The sequence below is a fragment of the Oceanobacter sp. 1_MG-2023 genome, assembly GCF_030689025.1.
Lineage (GTDB): Bacteria > Pseudomonadota > Gammaproteobacteria > Pseudomonadales > Oceanobacteraceae > Oceanobacter.
In genome coordinates this window covers 93,393-119,075 of sequence record NZ_JAUYWA010000009.1, presented here as the reverse complement: position 1 = coordinate 119,075, position 25,683 = coordinate 93,393, and the positions used below count along the sequence as shown (strand labels likewise).

Here is a 25,683-nt window from a genome sequence, read left to right as displayed (position 1 = left end):
GTCGATAGGTTAACCGGTTCAGGTGCGTGCTGGATGAATGAGGTGTGGTCAGCTCAGGTCGACCAGTCAGGCTGGCTTGTATCGAGGCAGTTTGTGGCGCTGATCATACAAGAGGAGAGAAAAAACCGCTGCCACGGAGGGCAGCGGAAAGGCGTATAAAACGCCAACAGGCCTCTCTGAACGAGAGGTTGAGGTCTGAACAATACGCTAAACGATGTGCAGTCTGATCGTTGTTGAACAGTACGGGCAGATCTGTCAATCTGCCCGTACTGGTTGCCGGCTGATCGGTTCCGGGCTTAGAAGAAACCCAGTGGATCAGTGCTGTAGCTGACCAGCAGGTTTTTGGTTTGTTGGTAGTGATCCAGCATCATTTTGTGGGTTTCACGGCCAACACCAGATTTTTTGTAACCACCGAAGGCAGCGTGAGCAGGGTAAGCGTGGTAGCAGTTGGTCCAGACCCGACCAGCCTGAATGCCACGACCCATGCGGTACGCTACGTTCATGTCGCGGGACCAGACACCGGCACCCAGACCAAACTCGGTATCGTTGGCAATTTCCAGTGCTTCGGCTTCGTCTTTAAAGGTGGTTACTGCAACCACTGGTCCAAAGATTTCTTCCTGGAAAATACGCATCTTGTTGTTGCCTTTCATCAGCGTTGGCTGAATGTAGTAGCCAGTGCCAAGATCGTCAGCCAAGGTTTCTGCAGAACCACCTACCAGGACTTCTGCACCTTCATCACGGCCGATATCCAGGTAGCTCATGATTTTTTCATACTGCTGTTGTGATGCCTGTGCACCAACCATGGTATCGGTATCCAGCGGGTTGCCACGTTTGATCTGGGCAATACGCTCGATGACTTTGCCAATAAATTGTTCGTAAATGCTTTCCTGGATCAGCAGACGGCTTGGGCAAGTACAGATTTCACCCTGGTTGAAGAATGCCAGTACCGCACCTTCAACACATTTGCTGACGAAGCTGTCTTCGTGATCCATCACGTCGGCGAAGTAAACGTTAGGTGATTTACCACCCAGTTCAACCGTTGACGGAATGATGTTTTCAGCCGCACATTTCAGAATGTGGGAACCGACTGGGGTAGAACCGGTGAACGCGATTTTGGCGATACGGGTTGAGGTGGCCAGAGCCTGGCCTGCTTCGGCACCGATACCGTTAACGATGTTCAGGGTACCTGGTGGCAGCAAGTCGCCAATACATTCCATCAGAACCAGGATGGAAGCCGGGGTTTGTTCGGCTGGCTTCAGGACGATACAGTTACCGGCGGCCAATGCGGGAGCCATTTTCCAGGCAGCCATCAGCAGCGGGAAGTTCCATGGGATGATCTGACCAACGACACCCAGTGGCTCGTGGAAATGATAAGCCACAGTGTGCTCGTCGATATCACCGATGGTGCCTTCCTGGGCGCGGAGACAGCCGGCGAAGTAGCGGAAGTGGTCAGCGGCCAATGGCACGTCTGCTGCCAGTGTTTCACGTACTGCCTTACCGTTGTCCCAGGTTTCTGCAACGGCCAGCTTTTCGAGGTTGGCTTCAATGCGATCGGCGATTTTCAACAACACGTTGGAGCGTGCAGTAACGGATGTTTTGCCCCAGGCTTCTTTGGCAGCGTGAGCAGCATCCAGAGCCAGGTTGATATCGTCTTCGTCGGAGCGGGGAACCTGACAGAATACCTGACCGTTGATTGGGCTGATGTTGTCCAGGTAACGACCGTTAACAGGCTCGACCCATTGGCCGCCGATGAAGTTGCCGTAACGTTCTTTGAAGGTAACTACTGAGCCGTCTTGGCCGGGATTTGCGTAGATCATGTTAGTTCTCCGGGGAATTATTGTTATCGCAAACAGAGTTTATTGTTCAAGGGGCAGTACACGCTGACCTGAATCAATCGGAACGCTGTCAGTTTGCTGGAAGCTCTGGCATGCCGTCATTGACCATCCCTGTTTAAAAAGGCACTACCTTGGTACTAGTTCTCTGGGATGCCATCCTGGCGCATGCAGGCAAGATTCTGAGAGTGGGTAAATAGTGGCGCGACGAGAGGTGGCCTGAGTGGTAAGCCATACTGAATAGAACGGCCTGACATGCGCCTTGGTGGATTTGCTACTGAATGGCAATTACCGGAGAATAGCGCTCCCTGATATTGACTGACTCTGTCGGATTCTATGACTACCCGCATCGCCATTAACGGTTTCGGCCGTATCGGCCGCTCGGTTCTCCGGGCGCTTTATGAAAATCGTTACCACCCCCAACTGCAGATTGTGGCCATTAATGAATTGGCGGATATCGACTCCGTCAGTTATATGCTGCGTTACGACAGCACCCACGGCCGCTTTCCGGGCGAGGTGGTGGTCGAGGCGGATAATTGTCTGCGGATCAATGGCGATCTGGTACATCTGTACCACGAATCCAGTCCATCACGGCTGGACTGGTCCGAGTGCCAGGTGGATATTGTGCTGGAATGCAGTGGCCAGATTCGCACCCGGGCCGACGCCGAAGCGCATCTGCTCAGCGGTGCAGGCAAGGTACTGATTTCCAATCCGGCTGACAGCGCCGTCGACAACACCATTGTGTACGGCATCAACCACACGGATATTCGCCCAGAGCAGCGCATTATTTCCAACAGCTCGTGTTCTACCAACTGTCTGGTGCCGATACTGACCTTGTTGGAAGAAGCCTTCGGCATCGAACGGGGGGTGACGACCACCATCCACTCGGCCATGAACGATCAGCCGGTGATCGATGCTTACTCCTCGGATCTGCGCCGTACCCGGTCTGCGGGACAAAGCATTATTCCGGTTGATACCGGCTTGCCAAGAGGGGTGGCCCGGCTGATGCCAGCGTTGACAGGCAAACTGGAAAGTCTGCATTTGCGCGTCCCAACCATCAATGTGTCCGCTCTGGACGTCAGCTTGCAGCTCAAGTGCGACACCAGCGCACAGGCCGTTAACGAACTGATACAATCCGCTGCCAATGGTGTATTTCGTGGCCTGCTGGGTGTGACGTACGAGCCGCATGCTTCGATTGATTTTAACCATGACCCACGTTCCTGCATTGTTGATGCGACCCAGACTCGGGTCAGCGCCGGTTCAATGCTGAAGTTGCTGCTGTGGTTTGATAATGAATGGGGATTCGCCAACCGCATGCTGGATACGGCGCTGTATATGAAACAGGCGCCAGGCTTGGCAACAATATCCGGAGCAGGTGATACCGTAGCGGGTTCCATGTGAATCCGCGAGGTCACCGCGTTGGGTCAATACACAAGTAATTACTAACAAAAACAGTCAGGGCGCTTACGACGCCTGCAACACATATGAGGAAAGCCACAATGTCTGTGATCAAAATGACCGATCTGGATTTGAAGGGAAAGCGCGTTCTGATTCGTGAAGATCTGAATGTGCCTGTTAAAGCAGGCAAAGTGACCTCCGATGCGCGTATCCGTGCCTCTTTGCCCACCATTCAGCTTGCCCTGGCAGCTGGTGCTCGCGTCATTGTGATGTCTCACCTGGGGCGCCCGACGGAAGGCGTTTACGAAGAAGAATTTTCCATGCAGCCAGTGGCAGACCACTTGTCGGGTCTGTTGGAACGCGATGTCACGGTGGTGAAGGATTTTGCCAACGGGGTTGACGTTGCGGAAGGTGAGCTGGTGCTGTTGGAAAACGTCCGTTTTAATCCGGGCGAAAAGAAAGATGTCGATACGCTGGCACAAGCCTATGCGGCGTTGTGTGATGTGTTTGTAATGGATGCGTTTGGTACTGCTCACCGTGCCCAGGCCTCTACCCATGGCGTGGCAAAATTTGCTCCGGTTGCTTGCGCAGGGCCATTGCTGGCGGCAGAACTGGATGCACTGGGCAAGGCGTTGGCAACACCCGCACGCCCGTTAGTGGCCATTGTCGGTGGCTCCAAGGTGTCAACCAAGCTGCAAGTGCTGGAGAGCCTGTCAGATATCTGCGATCAAATTATTGTGGGTGGTGGCATCGCCAATACCTTCCTCGCCGCTGCTGGTCAGCCGGTGGGTAAATCACTGTGTGAAGACGAACTGATTCCAGCCGCCAAGGCTCTGATGGAAAAAGTTTCCATCCCGGTACCTAGCGACGTGGTATGTGGTAAAGAATTCTCTGAAACCGCCGCTGCTACATTAAAACCGGCAGCAGATGTCACCGAAGACGATATGATTTTTGATATTGGCCCGGATTCTGCCGCCGCTTTGGCCGAACAACTGAAACAGGCCGGTACTATTATCTGGAATGGCCCGGTGGGCGTTTTCGAATTCGACCAGTTTGGTGAAGGTACCAAAGCCCTGTCATTGGCCATTGCCGAATCCGATGCTTTCTCGATTGCCGGTGGTGGTGACACCCTGGCAGCTGTTGATAAATACGGCATTGCCGATAAGGTGTCTTATATCTCCACTGGTGGCGGCGCTTTCCTGGAATTTGTTGAAGGAAAAGTACTGCCTGCGGTTGCGGTACTGGAACAACGCGCCAAATAAGAATCACAACATATAAACGGACTGACCTGATGTGCAGGTCAGTCAGCATAATCAGTTAGAAGGATAGTAATTTATGGCACTTATCAGTATGCGTCAGATGCTGGATCACGCCGCCGAATTCGGCTACGGCGTACCGGCGTTCAACGTCAACAACCTGGAACAAATGCGCGCCATCATGATGGCCGCCGACAAAACCGATTCGCCAGTGATCGTGCAGGCATCGGCCGGTGCACGTAAATACGCAGGTGCTCCTTTCTTGCGCCACCTGATTCTGGCCGCGGTGGAAGAATTTCCACACATTCCGGTGTGTATGCACCAGGATCACGGCACCTCGCCAGACGTATGTCAGCGCTCCATTCAACTGGGCTTCAGCTCCGTGATGATGGACGGCTCGCTGGGGACAGACGGCAAAACCCCCACCAGCTATGAATACAACGTTGACGTTACCCGTCGTACCGTTGAAATGGCGCATGCGTGTGGTGTGTCGGTTGAAGGTGAGCTGGGTTGTCTGGGTTCTCTCGAAACCGGTCAGGCCGGTGAAGAAGACGGTATTGGCGCAGAAGGTATTCTGAGCCACGACCAGATGCTGACCGATCCGGAAGAAGCTGCCGATTTTGTCAAGCAAACTGGCGTGGATGCTCTGGCTATCGCCTGTGGTACTTCACACGGTGCCTACAAATTTACGCGTCCACCAACAGATGACATTCTGGCCATCGACCGCATCAAGGCGATTCACCAGCGTATCCCGGGCACTCACCTGGTGATGCACGGTTCATCGTCTGTGCCGCAAGAATGGCTGGCCATCATCAACGAATTTGGTGGTGATATTCCAGAAACCTACGGTGTGCCGGTTGAGCAAATCGTTGAAGGTATCAAGTATGGCGTGCGCAAGGTGAATATCGATACCGACCTGCGTCTGGCTTCTACGGGTGCGATTCGTCGTTTTATGGCGGCCAACCCGAGTGAGTTTGATCCACGTAAATACCTGAAAGAAACCGTTACTGCGATGTCTGACATTTGTATCGCCCGTTACGAAGCCTTTGGTACCGCGGGTAACGCCAGCAAAATCAAGGTGGATTGCCTTGATGTGATGTATGAGCGTTATTTGACCGGCGAGCTGGATCCAAAGATCGTTTGATCTGAAGCCCAGCCCTGGCTGGGTTTATGATGAGCTGATGGTGGGCCGTATCCTTGCGGCGCGCCAATATCAGCAGCCATGCTGGCAGTCAGGGAGGTGTTTGAGCGCCTTGACTGTCAGCGGCGTTTGCATGATTGTCCTCTGAATATTTATCTTTCCCGCTTTGTATCACTGCTCGTATTGCTCCTGTCGATTACCCCTCACAACTGCCAATCACAACTCTCGATAGCAACTGCCAATAACGACCGTAGCCAGCTTTCTTCCTGCCGCAATTCGGGGAAGGTGTGATCCTCTACGCATAAAACTGTATTTATTTGGTAATGAATTGTATTGATATGTAATTACTGGTTATTATTTGGCCACCATAAACATTGGAATATATCCCCATTTACCGGTGCCCAGGCCCAAATAAAGCACCCTGTGATTAGCAAAAAGGAATCAAATCATGAACTGGACACATTCATTGACGAGCTGGATGTCTGTCGCTCTGCTCAGTAGTACGTTGGCCATCACTGGTTGCGGTGGTAGTGATAGTAGTGGCAGCAGCAGTGACGACAACACATCAGATGCAACATTGGAAGGTACGGCGGCCACCGGTGCGGCGATTGACGGTTTTGTATATGTCACCGATGCCAGTGGTACCGAGGTCAATGTCGCGACCGAAGATGATGGCAGCTACACCATTACCGTTACCGGCATGACAGCCCCTTTCTTGCTGCGTGCTATTCCTGATGATGGCTCGGACGTACAGTATTCGTTTGCCGCAAGCGCCAACAGCGTTGCCAACATTACACAGTTGACGACACTGGCGATGTTCCTGGCCAATGGTGAAATCAGCCTGGAAGTGCTGCAGCAACGCTGGTCTGATGCCGCTGCCAGTTTCTCCAGCGATGATCTTGAGGATGCCCAGGCGCAGGTTAATGCCAATTTCAGCGAACAGTTTTCTGACAATGGCCTGAATGCCGACAGCTACGACTTTTTTACTGCGGAGTTCAGCGCCAACGGCACTGGCTTCGATGCGGTACTGGATCTGATCAGTATTGATATCAACTTCAGCACCGGTTCTTTCACCGTGGCGGTGGATGGTGTGGTGTATGACTACGACATGGATATTGATGCAGGTACGGATAACGGCGGCATCGTTATTGGCGGTGATGACAGTGACCTGGATGGCGAGTGGACGTTGACCTTCAGTGGTACATTCAGGTCTGGGGTAACGACGACGGTTATTCCTGAGGTTACTATCGATGGGCTGGAGGCACCGGATTCCCTGCCTGAAATTGAAGATCGGGTCAGTGATAGCTTTGAGACATCTGGTTCTGAAATCAGCAATCTGGAAGTCACCACGCTAACCGATACCGATACACGCAAGACCTTTACGCTGAGCTTTACGCTGACAACAACCGTCGATGTTGGCGGCTCTTCTGTGGATGTTCTCTCCGACTACGATATGACCTACGACTATCAGCTTGACTGATACTCGCAGCAGAGCATGACTATTGGTAAAGGGCGCTTCGGCGCCCTTTTTAATGGCTGGTGGCCAGTCAGTTTTGGTGTTCTGTGGATAATCAGGCATGCCATACGCCATACCGTCGCAATCACCGCAATCACCGCCGCCAGTGTTGGCATGAAGAAGACAGACACCCCTTGTGGCAAGGGGTGTCTGTCGAGTCGATATGATTTTGTGGATGTGTACTGGCTCAGGCGTTTGCCGCAATCTCTTGAATCCGTTGCACCATGGCGCGGATACCGTTACCTCGGGTGGGGCTCAGGTGTTTGATCAGATCAATGGCGCCAAAGTAGCCGTCGATATCAAAGGCGCTGGCCGCTGCCGGGGTTTTGCCATTGTAGGCACTGAGTACCACGCCAAGCAGGCCTTTGACGATATGGGCGTCGGAGTCAGCTTCCAGTACCAGCTTGCCGTCAATGATATCGGAGTCAATCCAGACCTGGCTCTGGCAGCCACGAATCAGATGCTGTTCGGTTTTCTTGTCATCGGGCATTGGCGGTAATTGTTTGCCAAGCTCGATGATGTATTTGTAGCGCTCTTCCCAATCGTCAAAAAAGCCAAGGGTGTCAAGAATATCGTCGGTAGTAATCTCACTGCCGAAGGGATTCGGGGTCAGGCTCACGGTGCTCTCCTCAGGCTGATTCAGCCAGCTCGGCGTTCAGTGTTTCGATAAAGCTGCGGATACGTTGGGCGGCTTCACGGCATTCTTCGACGCTGGCGACCAGAGCCATACGAACACGACCGGCGCCGGGGTTAATACCTTCGACGGTGCGGGAAATATAGGAGCCGGGTAATACCGTGATGTGTTGCTCGGCAAACAGGCGCTGGGCGAACAGGTCGTCGGCAATCGGGGTTTTTAACCACAAGTAGAAGCTGGCATCGGTTTGTTGAATATCGATCACCGGCTCGAGAATCTCGATAAAGGTTTTGAATTTCTCGGTGTACTGGCGGCGGTTTTCTTCCACATGAGCTTCGTCTTTCCAGGCGGCAATAGCGGCCATCTGGGTTTGTACGGGTTGCGCGCAACCATGGTAGGTGCGGTACAGCAGAAAGGGCTTCAGCAGTTTGGCATCACCGGCAATAAAACCGGAGCGCAGGCCGGGCAGGTTGGAGCGCTTGGACAGGGAGTGGAAGACCACACACTTGTCGTAATCGTCGCGGCCCAGTTCCGCGCAGGCTTGCAGCAGCCCGGCGGGAGCTTCTTTGCCATCGACCCAGAGCTCGGAGTAACACTCATCAGAGGCGATAATAAAGTTGTACTGATCGGCCAGGGCAATCAGTTCCTTGTATTGGGCAAGGCTCAGGGTCGAGCCGGTCGGGTTGCCCGGAGAGCAGACAAACAGCAGTTGGCAACGCTGCCAAATGTCAGCCGGAACAGATGCATAATCGGCATTAAATCCCGTGGCTTCGAGACATGGCAGAAAATAAGGCTCGGCACCGGCCAGATACGCTGCCCCTTCGTAAATCTGATAGAAGGGATTTGGGCTCAGGACCAGCGGCTGTGGCTGGCTGCGATCCACAGCGGCCTGGGCGAAGGCAAAAATGGCCTCGCGGGTGCCGTTAACCGGAATAACCTGGGTTACCGGGTCGATGGCGTTCAGCTTGAAACGGCGGCCGAGCCAATCGGCACAAACACTGCTGAGCTCTGGCAGACCCTTGGTGGTGGGGTAGTTTTCCAGTGACCGGATGCTGTCGATCATGGCCTGTTGGACAAAGACGGGCGAAGGGTGTTTGGGTTCGCCGATCGACAGGGATATGTGCTCCAGAGCCATATTGGGGCTGACAGCAGCTTTCAGTTTCGCCAGTTTTTCGAATGGGTAGGGCTGGAGTTTGCTCAGGTCTGGATTCATGTGACACCAACAAAGACAACGACAGGCAGCCACAGCTGCCGTGAAAAAGTGCAGGTGATTATACCTGCTGACATCGGAAAGAGCAGGTCATTATGACAAAAGTATGGCGGTGGCTGCGGTATGGCGATTATTCGCTGGCTTCAATCCCGGTGATCAGCCAGGGGGCATCGTCAATCGACATATCCCGTTCCAGGTGCCAGGTATCGCGAATACGGTCTTCGCTGTGGTCGCCATGATCCCGGCTATGGCCACGAAACAGCAAGCTGATCTTGCGTACGGAACCAACCTGGCGTGCCAGTACTATATCAGCGGCAAGATCGAGGACTTCCGTCTGGGGTGGTGCTGCCGCCATGGTGGCCCGTTGACGGGCCAGCAAGGTGTACAGCTCGGCAACGACGTATTCCCTGAGGGTGCGCATGTCACCATCATTCCAGGCCTGTTGTACCAGTCGATAGTGATCCAGCGCCCGCTGGACAAAGGCTGTGCGGTCAAAGTCCTGAGGCAGGTTGATCGGAGGTTCGTTGTTGATGGTTTGGTTCATTATCACGCTGAGATCCTGGCGCGGGTGATGCTGAGAGCCAATGGTATCGGCGACCGAGGACAGGAAGGTGCCGTGGTGTTGGTCTGCACCAGGAGGGTGTGCAGGTTGTCTGCGAAACAGTTTCAACAAGACCAGTCCGGTTAATACCAGCCACAGGATATCGATCCATTGGATGCCATCAAAAGCGCCGTTGGCAAACAGAAAAGCAAACAGGCTGCCACTGAACAAGCCATTCAACAGGTCTTTTATCAAGCTGCTTGTACTTGTTTGGGTCCACGGTCCTGTAGCGGCATCTGTCTGGCTGGCCAGGAGTGCCGACTTGGCTGGAACCGCGGCTGTGAAGGTGTGATGGGTAAAGCTGCCACTGTCTATTTGGGGGGCTGCCTCGGCAGATTGCATCAGGGCCATTAATAGAAAGGCTGTCGCAAACAGGGACCAGAAGAACTTCATAATAACCTCTGTGAATGTCATCTTTGTCAGAGCGGCCGCCACTGTAACAGAATTGGCCGGCTTCAGAGGTCGGAAATATCAGACAGGCCAGAGCAGCCACGGAGAGGTTGTGCCGGGAGGAAGCACGGGGTGAACGCTAGTGCAGAGAATTGTAAGGTGCTGTCAGTGGGTGTATTTACCAGAAGACAATACAAATGATAGGTAATATCATTTGTGTTTGATAAGGACGTCGACGTCTAACCACCCACTAAGAGTAGAAATATATGCCCAAGTTCCGTTCTCGTTCTGTCTTTTCTCAAGGAGCCCACAGTTGGCTAACGCCTGCTTGTCTGACCCTTGGTTCTTGCTTGTCTGCTACTGCGATGGCTGATGATTCATCGAACATCGAACTCGAGTCCATGGTGGTTACGGCCACGATGAGTGCACGGCCAATCGAAACCGCACCGGCTTTTACAACCGTTTTGAGTGCTGAAGAAATTGAATCGGCTCCGGTTGATAGTTTGGGTGACTTGCTGCGAGCCAATGCAGGGTTGAATAATCTGACGGACAGTAATGGTCGGGATGATATCCAGATCCGTGGTTTGGACAGCGATTACACCATGATCCTGATCAATGGCAAGCGGGTGTCATCCGGCGGTGCATTTGCCAAAGGCAGTGATGTTGATTTCAACTCAATTCCTGTGTCCTCGATTGAACGCATTGAAGTGATTCGTGGGCCGATGGCGGCCTTGTATGGTTCTGATGCCATTGGTGGGGTGATTAATATCATCACCAAAAAGTCCGCTGGCGAGTGGCGCGGCAGTGTCAGTGGTGAATACACCGTGGTCGACTCTGGTGAAGATGGCGGCCGTTACCGTTTGGGCGGGACGGTTATGGGGTCTCTGAATGACAAGGTCAGCCTGTCAGTATCGGCGGACCAGTACAGCCGTGATGCCTGGTACGCCAATGATGCTGATGAGGTACCGGAGCAGGAAGAAAAAACGGCCAGCAATCTGACGTCAACGCTGACCGTGGATCTGGATGAACAGCAAAGCATCGATATTGACCTTGGTTATAACCATGATGATCGTCCCTATCAGCTGTACGGCACCAGCTCGTACCGCGATCAGACCATCAATCGTTATGACCTGGCACTGACTCATACGGGTCAATGGAGCAATGCTTCAACCACCGCTTATATCAAATATGAGCACAGCGATGTTGACGACTACAACACCAGTTATGACATCCCCCAGCATCACACCAAGGAAACCAACCTGTACGCCAAGGCCTATGGCCATACCTCTCTGGGAATGAACGACCTGGTAGCCGGGTTCGATTTCCGTCATCAGGAACTGGAAGACCCGGTCAACTATGTGGAAACCGGCAAATACAGCATCGATCAGGCTGGTGTGTTTGTGCAGGATGAACTGGCGCTGACGGATCAGCTGACCCTGACGCTGGGCGGCCGCTGGGATCATCACGAAATTTTTGGTGGTCACTTTTCTCCGAAAAGCTATCTGGTTTACCAACTGAATGATGCCGTGACATTAAAAGGGGGCGTTGGCAAGGCGTTCAAAGCCCCGGATGGCCGTAAGTTAAGCCCGGAATACAACGAAATCAGTTGTGGTGGCAGCTGCTACATTCCCGGTAATCCGGATCTGGAACCAGAGACCAGTATCACCAAAGAGCTGGGGGTGGAAGTACGCCAGCCTTATTGGAGTCTGAGTGCGGATGTGTTTGATACCGAGGTCAAAGACAAGATCGAACGGGAACTGGGCGAAGCCGATGAGGATGGTGTGTACTCCCCGGTCTGGGTCAACCTGAGCAAGGTCACGTCGAAAGGTTATGAGGTAAGCGGTGATCTGGACCTGACCGATAGTTTGGTGGTTACCGGTAATTACACCCGACTGATCGTCAAGGACGAAGACGACGCCGTGATTGAGTATCGTCCTGAGCATCAATCGAATCTTGGTATCAAAATGCAGGCGACGGATGCCCTCAGCGCCAGTCTTAATGTCAATTATGTAGGGGGTATGACCTATTCCTACTGGGCCGACTCCCAGACCAATGTGCGTAAGCTGTCGTATTACCGCACGGATCTGGGTTTCCTGATGGATATGAGTGAAGCGGTACAGCTCAAATTTGGCGTCAACAATATCGGTGATATCAATCTGACGGATATGGATGACAATATTTCCACCGTCGAGCTGGGCCGTAACTATTACTTTGGCGGCACTTACTACTTCTGATGGATGTTCTTATGACCACAATCACCTTGCTTATTGGCCTGACGACGCTGGCGGTGGCTTTGTTGTACCTGAGTTTGCCTAACCAGCGCTGGCTGGCACGGCCGCTACCGGCCAGATATCGGCCGTTGGTGCTGGCAGCACAGGGAGTGCCGTTACTGGGGTGGCTGCTGTCCGTGCCGCCACTGACTGCAGTCCTGGCCTGGCTGGTGGTGGTCATGCTTGCGCTGGGGTTACTCCCGGCGCTGTTTTTACTGTGGTGGAGGGCCGACTGATGGCAGCACGGGATTTTCGTTATGACTGGTGGTCAAAAAGCCTCAGCGGCATCATCGCCGGATTTTTGTTGGCACTGGGCATCAGTGGTCTGTTTGCCTGGTGGGGGCCGGGAGGGATTGATGCCACTAACAAGGTGCAATTCAACATGTGGTTGATCGTGCTGGTCTGGGTACCCTTGCTGGCAACCGTGTATTTGTTTCGTAATGGTGTCCGGGCCTGGCTGGTATTAGGGAGCCTGGCGCTGATCAGTCATACGGCACTGTATTTTGTTCGCACCGGAGGTATGGCATGAAAAACGGATTCAAGGTGCGGGGCGACATTCTGAAAATGTACAAGACCCTGCATACCTGGGTTGGTATCAGCTCTGGCATCTTGCTGTTTATCTGCTTTTTTGCCGGTGCACTCACCATGTTCGAAGAGCCAATCCAGCAGTGGTCGGAGGCGGCCAGTGACAAGCTGCAGCCGACATCACAGCTTTCTCCGGTTGAGCTGGACTCGCTGGTGGATCAGGTGCTGGCGCAGTATCCGGCAGCCCACCGGGGGATGACGCTGCAGTTGGGGGAGCATCCACAAGGCAATGCACCGCTGTTCTGGCAAGGAGGAGGGCGGAGCCGCGATTTGAATCTGTCGGCGGCACGCTGGCAAGCGAGTCTGGATAACGACGGGCAATTGCAGGTCCAGCAGCAGACCCCTGGTCAGCTGGGGGAATTGATTGATCTGTTACATCGTACTGCCGGAATACCGGGACAGTGGGGCCATGGCTGGATTGGCCTGTATCTGATGGGCGTGGCATCGTTGCTGTACTGCCTGGCGCTGGTGTCGGGCATTGTATTGGTATTGCCCACACTGATACGGGATTTTTTGATTGTGCGGCCGGAAAAGAGCCGCAAGCGTTTCTGGCTGGACAGCCATAACCTGATTGGTATTACCAGCCTGCCCTTTCATCTGATGATTGCGGTGACGGTGGTGGTGTTTGCCTTCCATGACGAGCTTTACGATGCCTTGCAAGAGGTAGTGTACGGTGACAAATCCATGTTTGGTGTACGGGTGGAGGCGACGGAGCAGTCGGTCACCGAGCTGCCAGCGATCAGTCAGCTACTGGAGCAAGTGCAGCAGCAAGCTCCGGGGTTTGAGGTCAAGGCAGTCGAGCTGATGAATCTGGATTCGTCGCGAGCGATTGCCCGGGTTGCGGTTACTCATGACAGCTACCTGACCCGTGGCGCACGGGAAGGCTATGTCATTCTTGATCCTTATACCCTGGAGGTGATCAACACCAGTGTTTTGCCTGGGCAACAGGATGACTGGAGTATGCTGGTGAGCAGCTTCTTTGGTATGCATTTTGGCAGCTTTGGAGGCACCGGAGTGAAGTGGCTGTATTTTGCGCTTGGTCTCAGTGGTGCGTTTATCTTCTACAGCGGCAATGTGCTGTGGATCCAGAGTCGGCGCAAAAAATCCGGCAAGGCGGCATTAGCCATGGCAGAGCAGCCACGCTCGGTACGCTGGATGGCCAATGCCACGACCGGGGTTTGTCTTGGCAGTATCGCCGGGGTTGCGGTAGCCATGGCGGTGAGCAAGCTGTCGGAGGGGATGCTGGTTGAAAACAGTGAAGGCAATCCTTCGAATATCCTGCTGTTATGGGGGTATTACCTGACCTGGCTGGTCTGGTTGTTATGGGCCTGTGTACGGGGCAGTGAACGGGCCGGTAGCGAGTTGCTGCAGGCCACGGCGGTGAGTGTTTTGCTGATTCCGGCTTGCAGCATGTTACTGGTGTTGTCGGGGGATCTGGATATTGCGGCAGTGACCGGGGCAAGCCTGGCTGTGGATCTGGTGGCATTGCTGAGTGCAGGGCTGATTCTGCTGCTGGACTGGCGATTACGTCGACGGGCAGTGCCGGTCGGCGCGGCGCTGGCTGATGCGGTCACCAGCTGAAGTGAAATGAATCGCCAGTGGGGATGGATAGCCAATGAAGATTGATAGTTGGTGATGGCGATAGTTGGTGATGGATTAATAGCTGATGAAAATTGATAGTAATTTATTGATTGTCAAAGGCTATTAAAGCAAGAGATATATGCCATTGTTAATGATAGAAAATAGCGATTAATCTGACTGTGTTGATAGACAAACAGAGGATTCGTTATGAACAGTATCTTGCGTTATATCTCCGTGGTGGCCCAGCCCGAAGCCAATCTGACAGCTGTAACGGCAACATCGCCAACCACCACTTCCCCTAAGGTTGACCGCCCGTCGCGTCAGGGGTGTAACTACAGTGACAACTATTACGGTGATCAGTGCTGTGGCCCTCATCACCGTTGTTGAATACACCATCAAACCCTTGCCCGCCATGGGCAGGGTCTGGGTTTAGATACCCGGCATCGGAATAAATTTGGGCAACGCCTTGATACGGGCGATCCATTGGTTGATGTGCGGGTAGCCTGACAGATCAATGCCACCTTCCCAGGCAATGGCAACGTATGGGAAAACCGCACATTCAGCAATGGTTGGACGTTGCAATGCCAGCCAGTCATGGGTTGTCAGGTGCTGCTCCAGCAAAGCCAGAATACGGTTGCTGGTGTCCAGAGTCTGTTGCTTGTTCAAAGCATAACCAAACTTGTCGACCAGTCGCGCGGAGTTGGGTCCATGCTGGATTTCGTTGGCTGCCGTAGACAGCCATTGCATTACCTCACCTTGTTGGGCCGCACCGTCTGGCCACCATTGATGACCGCCATATTCCCGGGCCAGGTACACCAGAATGGCCTGGGAATCACGCAGCGTGACATCACCATCGACTAATACCGGCAGTTCTCCCCAAGGGTTCAGATCCGTTACAGGGGCACGCTTGTGGGCTCCATCGAGAAAATCAACGGCGATCAATTCCAGTGGCAGATCGATCAGTGCCGCAAACAGCCGCACCTTGTAGCAGTTACCGGATGGTTCCAGATCATAAAGTTGCATGAGGTATTCCTTATTGTATTTGTTGTTGGGGTCTTGGGGCTGTGATGCCGTTACAGTACGGCATCGGAGTCACTGTCAGGCACTGCCGGCAGCAATTGGTTAAATTCAAGCACATTGCCATCCGGGTCCCGGATAAACAGCGTAATTCGCCGTGGGCCAATGCGATGGATGCCTTCGGTAATGGCGATGCCTTCCGCCTTGAGCCAGTCTTGCAGGGCATAAATATCTTCGATCACAAACGCTGGGTGGGTGATGCCGGGTAATTTCACCGGTTCATCCAGCAGTGGATTGCGACCATGATGCAGTCGGGTGGCGTTAAAAATCAGGTTGATTCTGACGCCGCTGGGGGACTCCATCTCATTGGCTTCATGGTGCTCGAACAGGGCGGTTTGCCGAAACCCCAGTCGTTCATAAAAATGCACGGAACGCTGCTTGTCACTCACTCGTATGCCGACGTGGTCGTATTGCAGAACGGGTTGCGGGTTGCGGGCATTTATCAAGGTGTCGACCTGTCTTATGACGTGGATGCTGTTCAGTAAACACTCTTCGATAATCGCAATAAATAGGATTATCCTGATATGTTTATTACGTTTTTTGCACAAGTGGGACAAGCATGGATAAATTCAGAGCGATGGCGACTTTTGTGGCGATTGTGGATAACGGCAGCCTGACCGCCGCTGCCAATACCATGAACCGCTCTCCTGCGGCGATTGTCCGGGCGCTGGCGGAGCTGGAAAAATATCTGGGAGTACGGTTGTTAAATCGCAGCACCCGCCGCATTGCCCTGACCGATGAAGGGCGTGAATATTTGCAATATTGCCGCCGGATTCTGGCAGATGTTGAAGCCGCCGAGTTTCGTTTGGATGTACGTAAAACCACGCTCACCGGCTCAATCCAGATTACGGCTCCGGTGATGTTCGGGCGTTTGCATCTGGCGCCATTGCTGAACCAGTGGCTGGTGGAACATCCGGGTATGGCGGCAGAGCTGGTCCTGCTGGACCGGATGGTGGATGTGATTGAAGAAGGGTTTGATCTGGCCTTGCGCATCGGCCATCTGGCGGACTCCTCGCTGATTGCATTGCCGCTGGGTATTACTCACACACGCATTTGCGCCAGCCCGACATTGATTCAGCGGCTGGGCCAACCACAGCACCCGACTGACCTGGTCAATTGGCCCGGGATTCTGTTTGCGCCGCAGGGCAATCAATGGCGTTTTATTGATCATGAGAAACTGGTTATCCAGGCTGTTACCCCGGTCCTGACCAGCAATCAGGTGGATGTGGTGCTGGCTGCTGCGGTGGATGGTCTGGGTGTGGCTCGGGTAATGTCGTATCAGGCACAGGGGGCGATCCAGAATGGGCAGCTATTGTCGCTGCTGGAGCCATATGCTCCGGCTCCTTTTCCGGTACAGTTTGTCTACCCGCACAATCGTCTGGTGTCGCCCCGGGTACGGCAATGTCTTGACTGGATGGTGCCGCGCTTGCGCCAGCGTTTACAGGACCCATCTTGATACATAGCCCCGGTATAACCCCGGTGTCGGGTTTATGACGTCTGCACCGAGGCGTCCTGACTCGTTGTGCTATCAGTCTTTATAACCGGTGGTGGTCGGAGCGTGCCATTCCTGGATCGGCACCGTCGAAATACTGTTTTTGGGTGAGCCATCGACCATTTTGTCGGAGTAGACCAGATAGATCAGTGTGCTGCGTTTCTGGTCAAAAAACCGTACCACCTGCATGCTCTTGAACAACAGCGAGGTACGCTTGGTGAACACCTTGTCGCCGTCTTCCAGATCATCGAGAAAACGGATTGGACCAATCTGGCGGCAAGCGATAGAGGCGTCGGAGGTATCTTCTGCCAGTCCCAATGTGCCGCTGATGCCACCGGTCTGGGCGCGGCTCAAATGGCAAGTGACGCCGGAGACTTTGGGGTCATCAAAGGCTTCGATCACAATCTTGTGGTTCTTGCCGATCAATTTGAAGACGGTATCAACTTCTCCGACAACTTCGGCCTGGGTCATGGCAGACATCAAGGGAATCAGGCCCAGCAGGGTGGTACGTAGAAACGTGGTCATGGTTGGCACTCCAATACAAAATATAGTGATCCATCGGGTTCAAACACACGCATTTAATAATAATGGTATGTCATTGCTACCCCGATGGCGTCGCGGTTCTGAACTTCCCAGCCGGTTTGAGCCGCGATGGATCGATACGCCAACTCGAACCGTATGGCCCGACTGGCCTTGTATTCAATAAACAGTCGTGGGCTGAGTGTGTTACTGCGTATCGGGCGGCTATCATCCCTGCTCTGGTGGTGATGGGCAATGTCGAGCTGCAGGCCGACACCGGCTGACCAGTCGGGTAGCTGGTAACTGCTATCAAATTGCATCATCAGCCCCCGATGACGGTTATCACCACTGGCATAACGCATACCAAGCCTGGCCCTGGTTTCAATACGCGGGTTGACAGGCATGGCATAGCCACCATAGAGCAGCAGGCCGGGGCTGTTGCCCTGGTGGTTTGAATCCATTCCCAGGCCGGCTTCCCAGCCGTGATGCAAGTAGTTGGGGGCGGTATCGGTACGGGCTGGAATCGCCAGATCCAGTAGTGGGCTGTCGGTGGTGAAATAACGATCCCGGTAAAGGTGGTGATATTGTGGCCGGTAGGGCTCACCCACCGCCAGCAGCCGGCTGTCTTCTTGGATCAATAGTAGCCGTCCCAACCAGTCAGCCTCGGTAAATACCACCAGATAACGGTCGCCCGGGGCGATTTCCAAAGGGAGATACACCGCCTCTGTGCGAGTCCGGGTCGGATTGGCCAGCACTGGACTGTTGTAGATGCTAACGGCGTTAAACTGCGCATCGAGCACCAGAACAGAGGGATAAAAGACAGTGTATTCGTCGATTAATGAGTGCAGGTCGATACGGACCGGGTGATCGTAGTGTGGCAGCTCCAGCCCGGTGGCGAGTACCTGATGCTGGCCCAACAAGAGTGGCTCGGTGGTCGGAATCAACTCATCCTGAAAGCCATATTCGAGCCGGTGGTAATGCAGTGTCGGCAAGCTGGCCAGCCAGTCCAGAGGAGAGGCCTGCGGCGGTGTGGGTGTCAGGGGAGCCGCCAGTACCGTATGGCTGAACAGCAGGCTCAGTAACAAGGTACAGAAAGAAAACGCATACGTCATTCAGGCTCCTGATCTGCCAATAATCGATAACGCTCGCGACTGTAGCGCAGAGCGTTATCCCGGAGCCAGTGGAATCAACCTGGCTGAGCTGTGGAATATGCCTCAGGTCAGCTGTTGCTGGAATAAATCCAGAGTGCGTTCCCAGGCGAGATCGGCCTGTTGCTGATTAAAACGTGGGGTGGAGTCGTTATGAAAACCATGTCGAGTACCTTGATATTGGTACATGGCAAAGTCTTTGTTATTGGCCGTTAATGCGGCTTTATAGTCCGCGCTCATGGCATTGATACGCGGGTCATCTTCGGCAAAATGAATCACCAGCGGCGCTTGAATGGCCGGGACATTCTGGCTATTGGCCGGGCGGCCGTAAAAAGGCGCGGCTGCGTTCAGGTCACCCCTCATGGTCACCGCCAGCTGATTCACCACGCCGCCGCCATAACAGAAACCGGTGGTTCCCAGCTTGCCAGTGGAGAGAGCGTGACGTTTGACAAAATACGCACTGTTAAGCATATCGGTAAACAGTTTGCCCTGATCCAGGCTGGCTTGTAGCTGCTTGCCGTCATCATCATTTCCGGGATAACCGCCAACCGGTGATAGACCATCCGGAGCCAGGGCGAGGAAACCGGCTACCGCCAGACGTCGGGCCACATCTTCGATATAAGGGTTCAGCCCCCGGTTTTCATGAATAACCACTACCGCGGGGAATGGGCCGTCGCCGCTGGGCTGCACCAGATACCCCCGCATTTTGCCCGACGTACCACCAGGGGAGTCGTAGTGCACATAGTTGGCCTTGATACGGTCGTCGGTAAAGGAAATGGTTTCGGCTTCGGCGTAGCGGGGGAGCAACGACTGCGCCATTATCAGTCCGGAGCCTGCGGCCAGTGTGAGGGCGGCAGCACGGGAAAGGAAGCTGCGGCGACTCATGTCGGAGTGGCAATACTCATCGTATAAATCGTAAACCTGTGGATCGATCGGATCGTTACTCATTGGAATATCCTGTGCGGGCTGTGGTGGTCGTTACAAGACAAGGGGGGCGTCTATTTAATCCTGCACGGCGGCAACACTCGCCCTTCGGGGGCTGCCGGATGATTTTGACTCGGTGTCGCCGACGTTTGACTTGACCCGTCAGGCCTGCAAGTCGGCTTCGTGATTCGCAACCATCCGGTAGCCCAGAGTGAGCGCCGGATTAAATAGATGTCCCCAAGGGTTGACCACAAAATACAAGATTTGTGGGTAAAAGCCAGACACGATGACGATGTAATGATCGTTGGTCGATTGTGCGGTATGAGAGGCATAAAACAGAATGACTGCACAATGTTCGGATTGCGCTGGTTAAAACCATTATTTTTATGTGGATATTGGAGTTGGGCAAAACAGTAATCATTGATGTGCTAGGGTGAGGCACCACAAGCCTGAACTGCCACACTCTGTGCCGGTTTTGATTCGCGTGTGCCATCTGTCTCACCGGATCACTTATGAGTAAACGTAAAACCGCCAGTACCGGGCAGGATAACCAGGCCTGGCTGGCGATGTGGCGTAACGACCAGATCGAGTTTCATCAGAAAATAACCAGCAATTTGTTGGTGCGGCACTTTCCTGAGCAGACAACGGCGGGGAGATGCCGGGTTTTTGTGCCCTTGTGTGGCAAAAGTCTGGATCTGCTCTGGCTGGCACAGCAGGGATATGAGGTGATCGGAGTTGAGCTCAGCCAGATTGCCGCCAAGGCTTTTTTTGTCGAGAACCGGATCGATTATCACCGCAGTCGTGAGGGCGATTTTATTGTTTGGCGCAGTGAACATATCACCATACTCAGTGGCGATTTTTTCCAGCTGACCATGGCGCAGTTAGGAGTGATTGATCTGGTGCTTGACCGGGCTTCGCTGACAGCATTAAACCCGGCGATTCGTCCACTTTATGTACAGCACATGCACGACATTCTGCCAGCCGGGCAATGTCCGGTGTATTTACTGACGGTAGAAGACCCGGATGAGCACGAACAGCTGTTTGATATCGACCAGGAATTGCTGGGGTTGTATCAGGCAACCTTCGATATAGAAGTTATCGATGCCGAGCGGTGTCAGGTCGTGGCGTTGGCGGATATTGTAACCACCGATACCAAGCTCTATCGCCTGCTGCCGCACCAGCTAACCGCAGACCTTTGTTGATCTGATCGGTTGATTGCGCAGGAACCAGAACAGCTCGAAACAGAAGGTACAGACACCAGGCCTATTCGAACTTGTTGCGTGCCTTGGCCCAAGGATCCGGCTTGCTGTTACTGTCAGAACCACTGGAAGGTTGAGCTGAAGAAGCCGGCGGTTCAGCCGATGTCGCCGTGCTGTGTCGATAGCTGCTTGAACGGGCGTGGTTGCTGGTACGTTTGTTGTCCGAACGTGGTTTTTTGCCGTGTTCCGCCGCCTGTTTTGCTCGTTTTTCCCGTAACCGTTCCGCATCTTCCAGACTCAGAATCGCCGGTTCACCAGGTTGCTGGTGGGCTGGAATAATCCGGTCTCGGGGTGGCAGGGCAAACTGGGTGGACGACGCTTTGGGCAGATTCTTGAACTGATACAAGTAAAAGACTTCCACCTTCTCACGAGCCCAGGTGGTTTTTTTCAAAAACTTCACACTGGCGTCGATGCTGGGGTTGGTTTTGAAACAGTTGATGTTCAAGTACGCAAACAGAATATCAAAACCATAATGGCCGACCAGCTCAACCAGCATCTGTTTTAATCCCACGCCATGTAATGGGTTGTTCTTGTAATTGATATCGTCGCTCATGAACCATCCGCAAAAAAAGTGAAGGCCGTGATTGTACCTGTTGCTGTCAGGAAAACACACGAATGAAATACTTGAATCAAACGGGACATCAGAGCGGTGCCACGGCTTTTTATTCTGTAAATAAAGGTCAGCGCACACGGGATAGAGGGATCAGCATTGCCCTTGCTGTAGCTCTGCGCGACAATGCGCGCCTTTACATGCCAGAGCAATTGTCAGGAGAGTGATTCCCATCGCCCGACGACCCGTCTGCTATCCTGTGCTGGCTAACCTTGACACAAACCAGGAGTCGTAACATGACCTCTCGTACAGAACTGGCTAACGCCATCCGCGCATTAAGTATGGACGCAGTCCAAAAGGCCAAAAGTGGCCACCCCGGTGCGCCAATGGGCATGGCTGATATCGCTGAGGTGTTATGGAACGACTACCTGAAACATAACCCGGGCAACCCCGAATGGGCTGACCGCGACCGTTTTATCCTTTCCAATGGTCACGGCTCCATGTTGATTTATTCCTTGCTGCATCTGACCGGGTACGACCTGTCGATCGACGACCTGAAAAATTTCCGTCAGCTGCACAGCAAAACACCGGGTCATCCGGAATATGGTTATGCCCCTGGCATTGAAACCACCACCGGACCTTTAGGTCAGGGGATTGCCAACGGTGTCGGTATGGCCGTAGCCGAAAAAGTGCTGGCTGCCCAGTTCAACCGTCCAGGGCATGAGATTGTTGACCATAACACCTATGTCTTTATGGGTGACGGCTGCATGATGGAAGGCATCTCTCACGAAGTGTGTTCACTGGCCGGCACTCTGGGGTTGGGCAAGCTGGTTGCCTTCTACGATGACAACGGCATTTCCATTGATGGGGAAGTCGAAGGCTGGTTTACCGATGATACCGCCGCTCGTTTTGAAGCCTATGGCTGGCAAGTGATACGTCATGTGGATGGACACGATGCGGAAGAAATCCGTATGGCTATCGAGACAGCTCGTGCCAACACCGAGCAACCGACGCTGATTTGCTGCAAGACCATTATCGGTTTTGGCTCACCCAACAAGGAAGGCAAGGAAGATTGCCACGGCGCCCCATTGGGCGATGACGAAATCGCGTTAACCCGTGCTCGCCTGGGCTGGGAACATGGCCCATTTGATATTCCGGCTCATATCTATACCGGCTGGGATGCCAAAGAAAAAGGTGCCGCGGTCGAACAATCCTGGAAGGAAACATTTGCTGCCTATGCGGCTGCCTATCCGGAATTGGCAGCTGAGTTTGAACGCCGTATGAAAGGCGACTTGCCTGCGGATTTCAGCGAGCAGGCCACAGCCTACATCGCCGAATGTCAGGCCAATGGTGCAACGATCGCATCCCGTAAGGCTTCCCAGAATACGTTGAATACCTTTGGCCCCTTGCTGCCAGAATTCCTGGGTGGTTCGGCGGATCTGGCGGGTTCCAACCTGACCCTGTGGTCGGGCGCCACTGGTATCAGTGCTGAGGATGCCAGCGGTAACTACCTGTTTTACGGTGTCCGTGAATTCGGCATGAGTGCCATGATGAATGGCGTGGCATTACACAAGGGCTTTATCCCTTACGGTGCGACCTTTTTGATGTTTATGGAATACGCCCGTAATGCGGTGCGCATGGCATCACTGATGAAGCAGCGTGCTATTTTTGTGTATACCCATGACTCCATTGGTCTGGGTGAAGATGGCCCGACTCACCAACCGGTCGAGCAGGTTGCCAGCCTGCGTAATACGCCAAACCTGGAAACATGGCGTCCATGCGATACCGTGGAAAGCGCGGTTGCCTGGAAGTCGGCAGTAGAGCGGGTTGACGGCCCATCGGCGCTGATCTTTTCACGTCAGGGGTTGCCTCATCAAGCACGTACTGAAGACCAACTCGCCAATGTGGCACGGGGTGGTTACATTCTGAAAGACTGTGATGGCACACCGGATGTGATTGTAATTGCCACCGGTTCAGAAGTTGGTTTGGCGATGGCAGCAGCAGAGCAAGTGACCGATAAAGCCGTTCGTGTGGTTTCCATGCCGTGCGCTGAAATATTCTGTAAACAAGAAGCTGGTTATATAGAGTCCGTATTGCCTGCTGCAGTAACAGCACGAGTAGCTGTTGAGGCGTTGCACAAGGATTACTGGTATAAATTTGTTGGGTTGCAAGGTGCTATTGTCGGGATGGATACGTTTGGCGAATCCGCTCCGGCCGCTGATTTGATGGCTCACTTTGGCTTTACCGTAGACAAAGTGGTTAATTCCATCGCGACGGTTGGCTGAAAAACGGCGGGATCTGCGGGATACTTGCAGGAGCAGATCCCTGATCATCAGACTTGGCGTTAAATGATGGGCACTTGGCTGCTGATTTGCATCAATGGTGTTATAAACATCAGACTGTATTCCGAAATTTCTACAATGTAATATGTAATCTGTCAGTAAGTGTTGCCGCGTTTCCCCTCTCAGGACCGGTAACACTTACTGGCTACCTCGCCGCTTTATAGGCACTCCGTATTGTAAGCCCCGTAAGCTGTAAGGATGCGTAATGGAAGAATCGACAGTCCGCTCACCGGCTCAGGCCAGACAAGGAAGCCACACGTTTCAGTTTGAAAAATTCAGTATTCGTGGTGCGACGCACAAAAACACCCAGCTGACTGTGTTCCCTACCGGGGAATGGAAATCCGTTAGCAGTGTCAGTACTCATGTAGCTTCTTTTAAACCCAGAATCAGTCTGTCCGTGGAATTTTTCCTGCGTGACGCTGGTATGGTCATACCGGTTGGTAATGTCCCTGAGGACTGGAGTCCCAAGCATTTGTGGAGCACCACCTTCGCCAAACTGGAAGACCGTGTTATTCACAGCTCCGGTAAAAGTGAATTTATAGCCAATCAATTTGAGACCCTGGTCCAGCATGCGGAAGGCAAGTTGAAGTTACGCTTGCAGCATAAACAAGGTTTTCTGGGGCGCTTTTTCTGAGCCCTGATCTCGCCTGTTATCCTGGCCAACGGCCAGCGACAATAAAAGCCCTGTCAAAAGCCCTGCCAGATGAACGGCAGAGCCTCTCAATATTCGCCGCCAGGATTGGCCCGGCATTATGCGGAAGCTGAATCCAGCCCGGATATCACATCGGGTTGGACAACGTCCTGTTGCAACACAATACGGTAACGTGGTTTACCAGCCTCCAGATGGCTGAGTGCCTGATTGATGGCACTCATTGGCATCACTTCTGTTTGCGGTACGATGCCGTGGCGGGCGGCAAAATCAAGCATGGTCTTGATGGTGCCCGGACTGCCCACTTCCGATGCCATCACCGCCCGTTGGCCAATCAGGCTGATATCCAGTGGCTCCAGCAACACCCCCAACAAAACCAGCTTTCCTTTAGGCTTGAGCGTGGCGATATAACGTTGCCATTCGAGTTTGACATTGACGGTCGAAATAATCAGATCGAAGTGGTTGCGGGCGGCCTTCAGAGCGCTGCTGTCGCGGCTGTTGATAATTTCATGAGCGCCAAAACGACGCGCTTCTTCCGCTTTGTCTGGTGATGAGGTAAAGGCAGTGACCTCACAGCCCCAGGCTTTAAGAAACTGCAGCGCCAAATGCCCCAAGCCACCAATACCAATCACAGCAACTCGGGCAGTAGGAGATAACTGCTGCTGCATCAAGGGGTTAAAGGTTGTTACACCGGCACAAAACAATGGCCCGGCCTGTTGCAGCGGAATACCGGGCGGGATCGCAACCACACTACTGGCTGCTGCCCGAACACGGTCGGCAAAACCTCCGTGGCGGCCAACAATGGTTTCTTCAACGGAGTAACACAGGTTGTGGTCACCGTTCATGCAGCAATCGCAGGTATGGCAAAAGCCGGATTGCCAGCCCAAGCCAACGGCATCCCCCACCGTAAACTGTGTGACCAGTTCACCAACCGCAGCAATGCGGCCAACCGCTTCATGACCAGGAATAAAAGGGTATTGGCTGACACCCCAGTCGTTATTGATCATGCTCAGATCACTATGGCACAGGCCGCAATATTCCACGGCAATCTCAACCTGATGGCTGCCTAATGGGCCGGGGTCGTACTGATAGGGGCGTAATGTTCCACCGGCTTCAAATACCGCATAACCTGTAATCATGATCTGCTCCTGGCGAATATTGAAACGGCTATTGTGACCTTAATCCGGCATCGGGCTATCAGAGAACGGCAAGTTTTTGCCGCGTGCTGGCGAGATTGGTTAACCGGGATCGCAAAAACCGACAGACCGTATGGCGCCCGGCAAAAGTTGTCTTGGGTAATCTCCGGATC

The 25,683-nt window shown here is 53.5% G+C and carries 25 protein-coding genes; 14 read left to right on the top strand and 11 right to left on the bottom strand.

The genetic code is table 11. From position 1 onward, the window contains the following. Nucleotides 1–296 precede the first annotated feature (296 nt). Entirely contained in the window at nt 297–1,817 is a 1,521-nt protein-coding gene (locus tag Q8W22_RS08270; RefSeq protein WP_303433105.1) for an aldehyde dehydrogenase family protein, read from the bottom strand. Nucleotides 1,818–2,168: 351 nt separating this feature from the next. Between Q8W22_RS08270 and Q8W22_RS08265 the strand changes: the two genes are divergently transcribed. The 4 genes from Q8W22_RS08265 (at nt 2,169) to Q8W22_RS08250 (ending at nt 7,107) form a co-directional block, all read left to right on the top strand. Further along, nucleotides 2,169–3,233 carry a type I glyceraldehyde-3-phosphate dehydrogenase gene (locus tag Q8W22_RS08265; protein WP_303433106.1) on the top strand — a complete coding sequence of 355 codons (1,065 nt, stop codon included), beginning with the start codon at nt 2,169–2,171 and terminating at the stop codon, nt 3,231–3,233. A 98-nt stretch (nt 3,234–3,331) separates the two neighbouring features. Then, nucleotides 3,332–4,492 carry a phosphoglycerate kinase gene (locus Q8W22_RS08260; RefSeq protein WP_303433107.1) on the top strand — a complete coding sequence of 387 codons (1,161 nt, stop codon included), beginning with the start codon at nt 3,332–3,334 and terminating at the stop codon, nt 4,490–4,492. A 73-nt stretch (nt 4,493–4,565) separates the two neighbouring features. Next, nucleotides 4,566–5,630, top strand: coding sequence for a class II fructose-bisphosphate aldolase (fba, locus tag Q8W22_RS08255; RefSeq protein WP_303433108.1), 1,065 nt, complete (start codon nt 4,566–4,568; stop codon nt 5,628–5,630). Nucleotides 5,631–6,075: 445 nt separating this feature from the next. Further along, nucleotides 6,076–7,107 carry a hypothetical protein gene (locus Q8W22_RS08250; protein ID WP_305452048.1) on the top strand — a complete coding sequence of 344 codons (1,032 nt, stop codon included), beginning with the start codon at nt 6,076–6,078 and terminating at the stop codon, nt 7,105–7,107. Nucleotides 7,108–7,330: 223 nt separating this feature from the next. Here the strand turns inward: Q8W22_RS08250 and Q8W22_RS08245 are convergent, their stop codons facing one another. The 3 genes from Q8W22_RS08245 to Q8W22_RS08235 form a co-directional block, all read right to left on the bottom strand. Beyond that, nucleotides 7,331–7,762 (bottom strand): SufE family protein, encoded by a 432-nt coding sequence (locus Q8W22_RS08245; RefSeq protein WP_303433110.1) that lies wholly within the window; start codon nt 7,760–7,762, stop codon nt 7,331–7,333. A 10-nt stretch (nt 7,763–7,772) separates the two neighbouring features. Continuing rightward, the gene (gene dapC / locus Q8W22_RS08240) at nt 7,773–8,990 is read right to left on the bottom strand and encodes a succinyldiaminopimelate transaminase (protein ID WP_303433112.1); all 1,218 of its coding nucleotides are present in this window, start codon (nt 8,988–8,990) and stop codon (nt 7,773–7,775) included. Between the two features lie 127 nt (nt 8,991–9,117). Then, nucleotides 9,118–9,981 carry a Tim44 domain-containing protein gene (locus Q8W22_RS08235; RefSeq protein ID WP_305452047.1) on the bottom strand — a complete coding sequence of 288 codons (864 nt, stop codon included), beginning with the start codon at nt 9,979–9,981 and terminating at the stop codon, nt 9,118–9,120. Between the two features lie 347 nt (nt 9,982–10,328). On the opposite strand from Q8W22_RS08235, the gene Q8W22_RS08230 reads away from it, so the two are divergent. The 5 genes from Q8W22_RS08230 to Q8W22_RS08210 all read left to right on the top strand — a co-directional run bounded on the left by Q8W22_RS08230 (nt 10,329) and on the right by Q8W22_RS08210 (nt 14,801). Further along, complete coding sequence (locus tag Q8W22_RS08230; RefSeq protein WP_305452046.1) at nt 10,329–12,212, top strand: TonB-dependent siderophore receptor; 1,884 nt, start codon at nt 10,329–10,331, stop codon at nt 12,210–12,212. 11 nt (nt 12,213–12,223) lie between these two features. After that, on the top strand, nt 12,224–12,484 hold the full coding sequence (locus tag Q8W22_RS08225) for a hypothetical protein (RefSeq protein ID WP_303433115.1): 261 nt from the start codon (nt 12,224–12,226) through the stop codon (nt 12,482–12,484). Continuing rightward, nucleotides 12,484–12,777: a hypothetical protein gene (locus Q8W22_RS08220; protein ID WP_303433116.1), complete on the top strand. Its 294-nt coding sequence runs from the start codon at nt 12,484–12,486 to the stop codon at nt 12,775–12,777. The genes Q8W22_RS08225 and Q8W22_RS08220 overlap by 1 nt, the downstream gene beginning before the upstream one ends. Then, entirely contained in the window at nt 12,774–14,414 is a 1,641-nt protein-coding gene (locus Q8W22_RS08215) for a PepSY domain-containing protein (protein ID WP_305452044.1), read from the top strand. The genes Q8W22_RS08220 and Q8W22_RS08215 overlap by 4 nt, the downstream gene beginning before the upstream one ends. A gap of 207 nt (nt 14,415–14,621) precedes the next feature. Then, nucleotides 14,622–14,801 carry a hypothetical protein gene (locus Q8W22_RS08210; protein WP_303433118.1) on the top strand — a complete coding sequence of 60 codons (180 nt, stop codon included), beginning with the start codon at nt 14,622–14,624 and terminating at the stop codon, nt 14,799–14,801. Nucleotides 14,802–14,843: 42 nt separating this feature from the next. On the opposite strand, the gene Q8W22_RS08205 is transcribed toward Q8W22_RS08210, so the two are convergent. Next, on the bottom strand, nt 14,844–15,437 hold the full coding sequence (locus Q8W22_RS08205) for a glutathione S-transferase family protein (RefSeq protein ID WP_305452043.1): 594 nt from the start codon (nt 15,435–15,437) through the stop codon (nt 14,844–14,846). A gap of 50 nt (nt 15,438–15,487) precedes the next feature. After that, on the bottom strand, nt 15,488–15,937 hold the full coding sequence (locus Q8W22_RS08200; protein ID WP_305452042.1) for a VOC family protein: 450 nt from the start codon (nt 15,935–15,937) through the stop codon (nt 15,488–15,490). A gap of 113 nt (nt 15,938–16,050) precedes the next feature. Here Q8W22_RS08200 and Q8W22_RS08195 point away from each other — a divergent pair, with 113 nt between their 5' ends. Further along, complete coding sequence (locus tag Q8W22_RS08195) at nt 16,051–16,947, top strand: LysR family transcriptional regulator (protein ID WP_305452041.1); 897 nt, start codon at nt 16,051–16,053, stop codon at nt 16,945–16,947. A gap of 72 nt (nt 16,948–17,019) precedes the next feature. Here the strand turns inward: Q8W22_RS08195 and Q8W22_RS08190 are convergent, their stop codons facing one another. The 3 genes from Q8W22_RS08190 to Q8W22_RS08180 all read right to left on the bottom strand — a co-directional run bounded on the left by Q8W22_RS08190 (nt 17,020) and on the right by Q8W22_RS08180 (nt 19,598). Further along, on the bottom strand, nt 17,020–17,463 hold the full coding sequence (locus tag Q8W22_RS08190; protein ID WP_370694167.1) for a CreA family protein: 444 nt from the start codon (nt 17,461–17,463) through the stop codon (nt 17,020–17,022). A 98-nt stretch (nt 17,464–17,561) separates the two neighbouring features. Continuing rightward, a complete protein-coding gene (locus Q8W22_RS08185) occupies nt 17,562–18,614 on the bottom strand; it encodes a MalM family protein (RefSeq protein WP_305452040.1) in 1,053 nt (350 codons plus the stop codon). 102 nt (nt 18,615–18,716) lie between these two features. Further along, complete coding sequence (locus Q8W22_RS08180) at nt 18,717–19,598, bottom strand: dienelactone hydrolase family protein (protein WP_305452039.1); 882 nt, start codon at nt 19,596–19,598, stop codon at nt 18,717–18,719. Between the two features lie 488 nt (nt 19,599–20,086). On the opposite strand from Q8W22_RS08180, the gene Q8W22_RS08175 reads away from it, so the two are divergent. Continuing rightward, nucleotides 20,087–20,776, top strand: a complete 690-nt coding sequence (locus Q8W22_RS08175; RefSeq protein ID WP_305452038.1) for a hypothetical protein — start codon at nt 20,087–20,089, stop codon at nt 20,774–20,776. A gap of 61 nt (nt 20,777–20,837) precedes the next feature. Here the strand turns inward: Q8W22_RS08175 and Q8W22_RS08170 are convergent, their stop codons facing one another. After that, on the bottom strand, nt 20,838–21,386 hold the full coding sequence (locus Q8W22_RS08170; RefSeq protein WP_305452037.1) for a VF530 family protein: 549 nt from the start codon (nt 21,384–21,386) through the stop codon (nt 20,838–20,840). A 62-nt stretch (nt 21,387–21,448) separates the two neighbouring features. On the opposite strand from Q8W22_RS08170, the gene Q8W22_RS08165 reads away from it, so the two are divergent. From Q8W22_RS08165 to Q8W22_RS08155, 3 genes are all read left to right on the top strand, one after another. Continuing rightward, nucleotides 21,449–21,610, top strand: a complete 162-nt coding sequence (locus tag Q8W22_RS08165; protein WP_303433127.1) for a hypothetical protein — start codon at nt 21,449–21,451, stop codon at nt 21,608–21,610. 69 nt (nt 21,611–21,679) lie between these two features. Next, a complete protein-coding gene (gene tkt / locus Q8W22_RS08160; RefSeq protein ID WP_305414759.1) occupies nt 21,680–23,668 on the top strand; it encodes a transketolase in 1,989 nt (662 codons plus the stop codon). A gap of 262 nt (nt 23,669–23,930) precedes the next feature. Beyond that, nucleotides 23,931–24,359 (top strand): hypothetical protein, encoded by a 429-nt coding sequence (locus Q8W22_RS08155; protein ID WP_305414757.1) that lies wholly within the window; start codon nt 23,931–23,933, stop codon nt 24,357–24,359. Between the two features lie 116 nt (nt 24,360–24,475). Here Q8W22_RS08155 and Q8W22_RS08150 read toward each other — a convergent pair whose 3' ends face one another. Then, a complete protein-coding gene (locus tag Q8W22_RS08150) occupies nt 24,476–25,513 on the bottom strand; it encodes an NAD(P)-dependent alcohol dehydrogenase (RefSeq protein WP_303433130.1) in 1,038 nt (345 codons plus the stop codon). Nucleotides 25,514–25,683 lie beyond the last annotated feature (170 nt).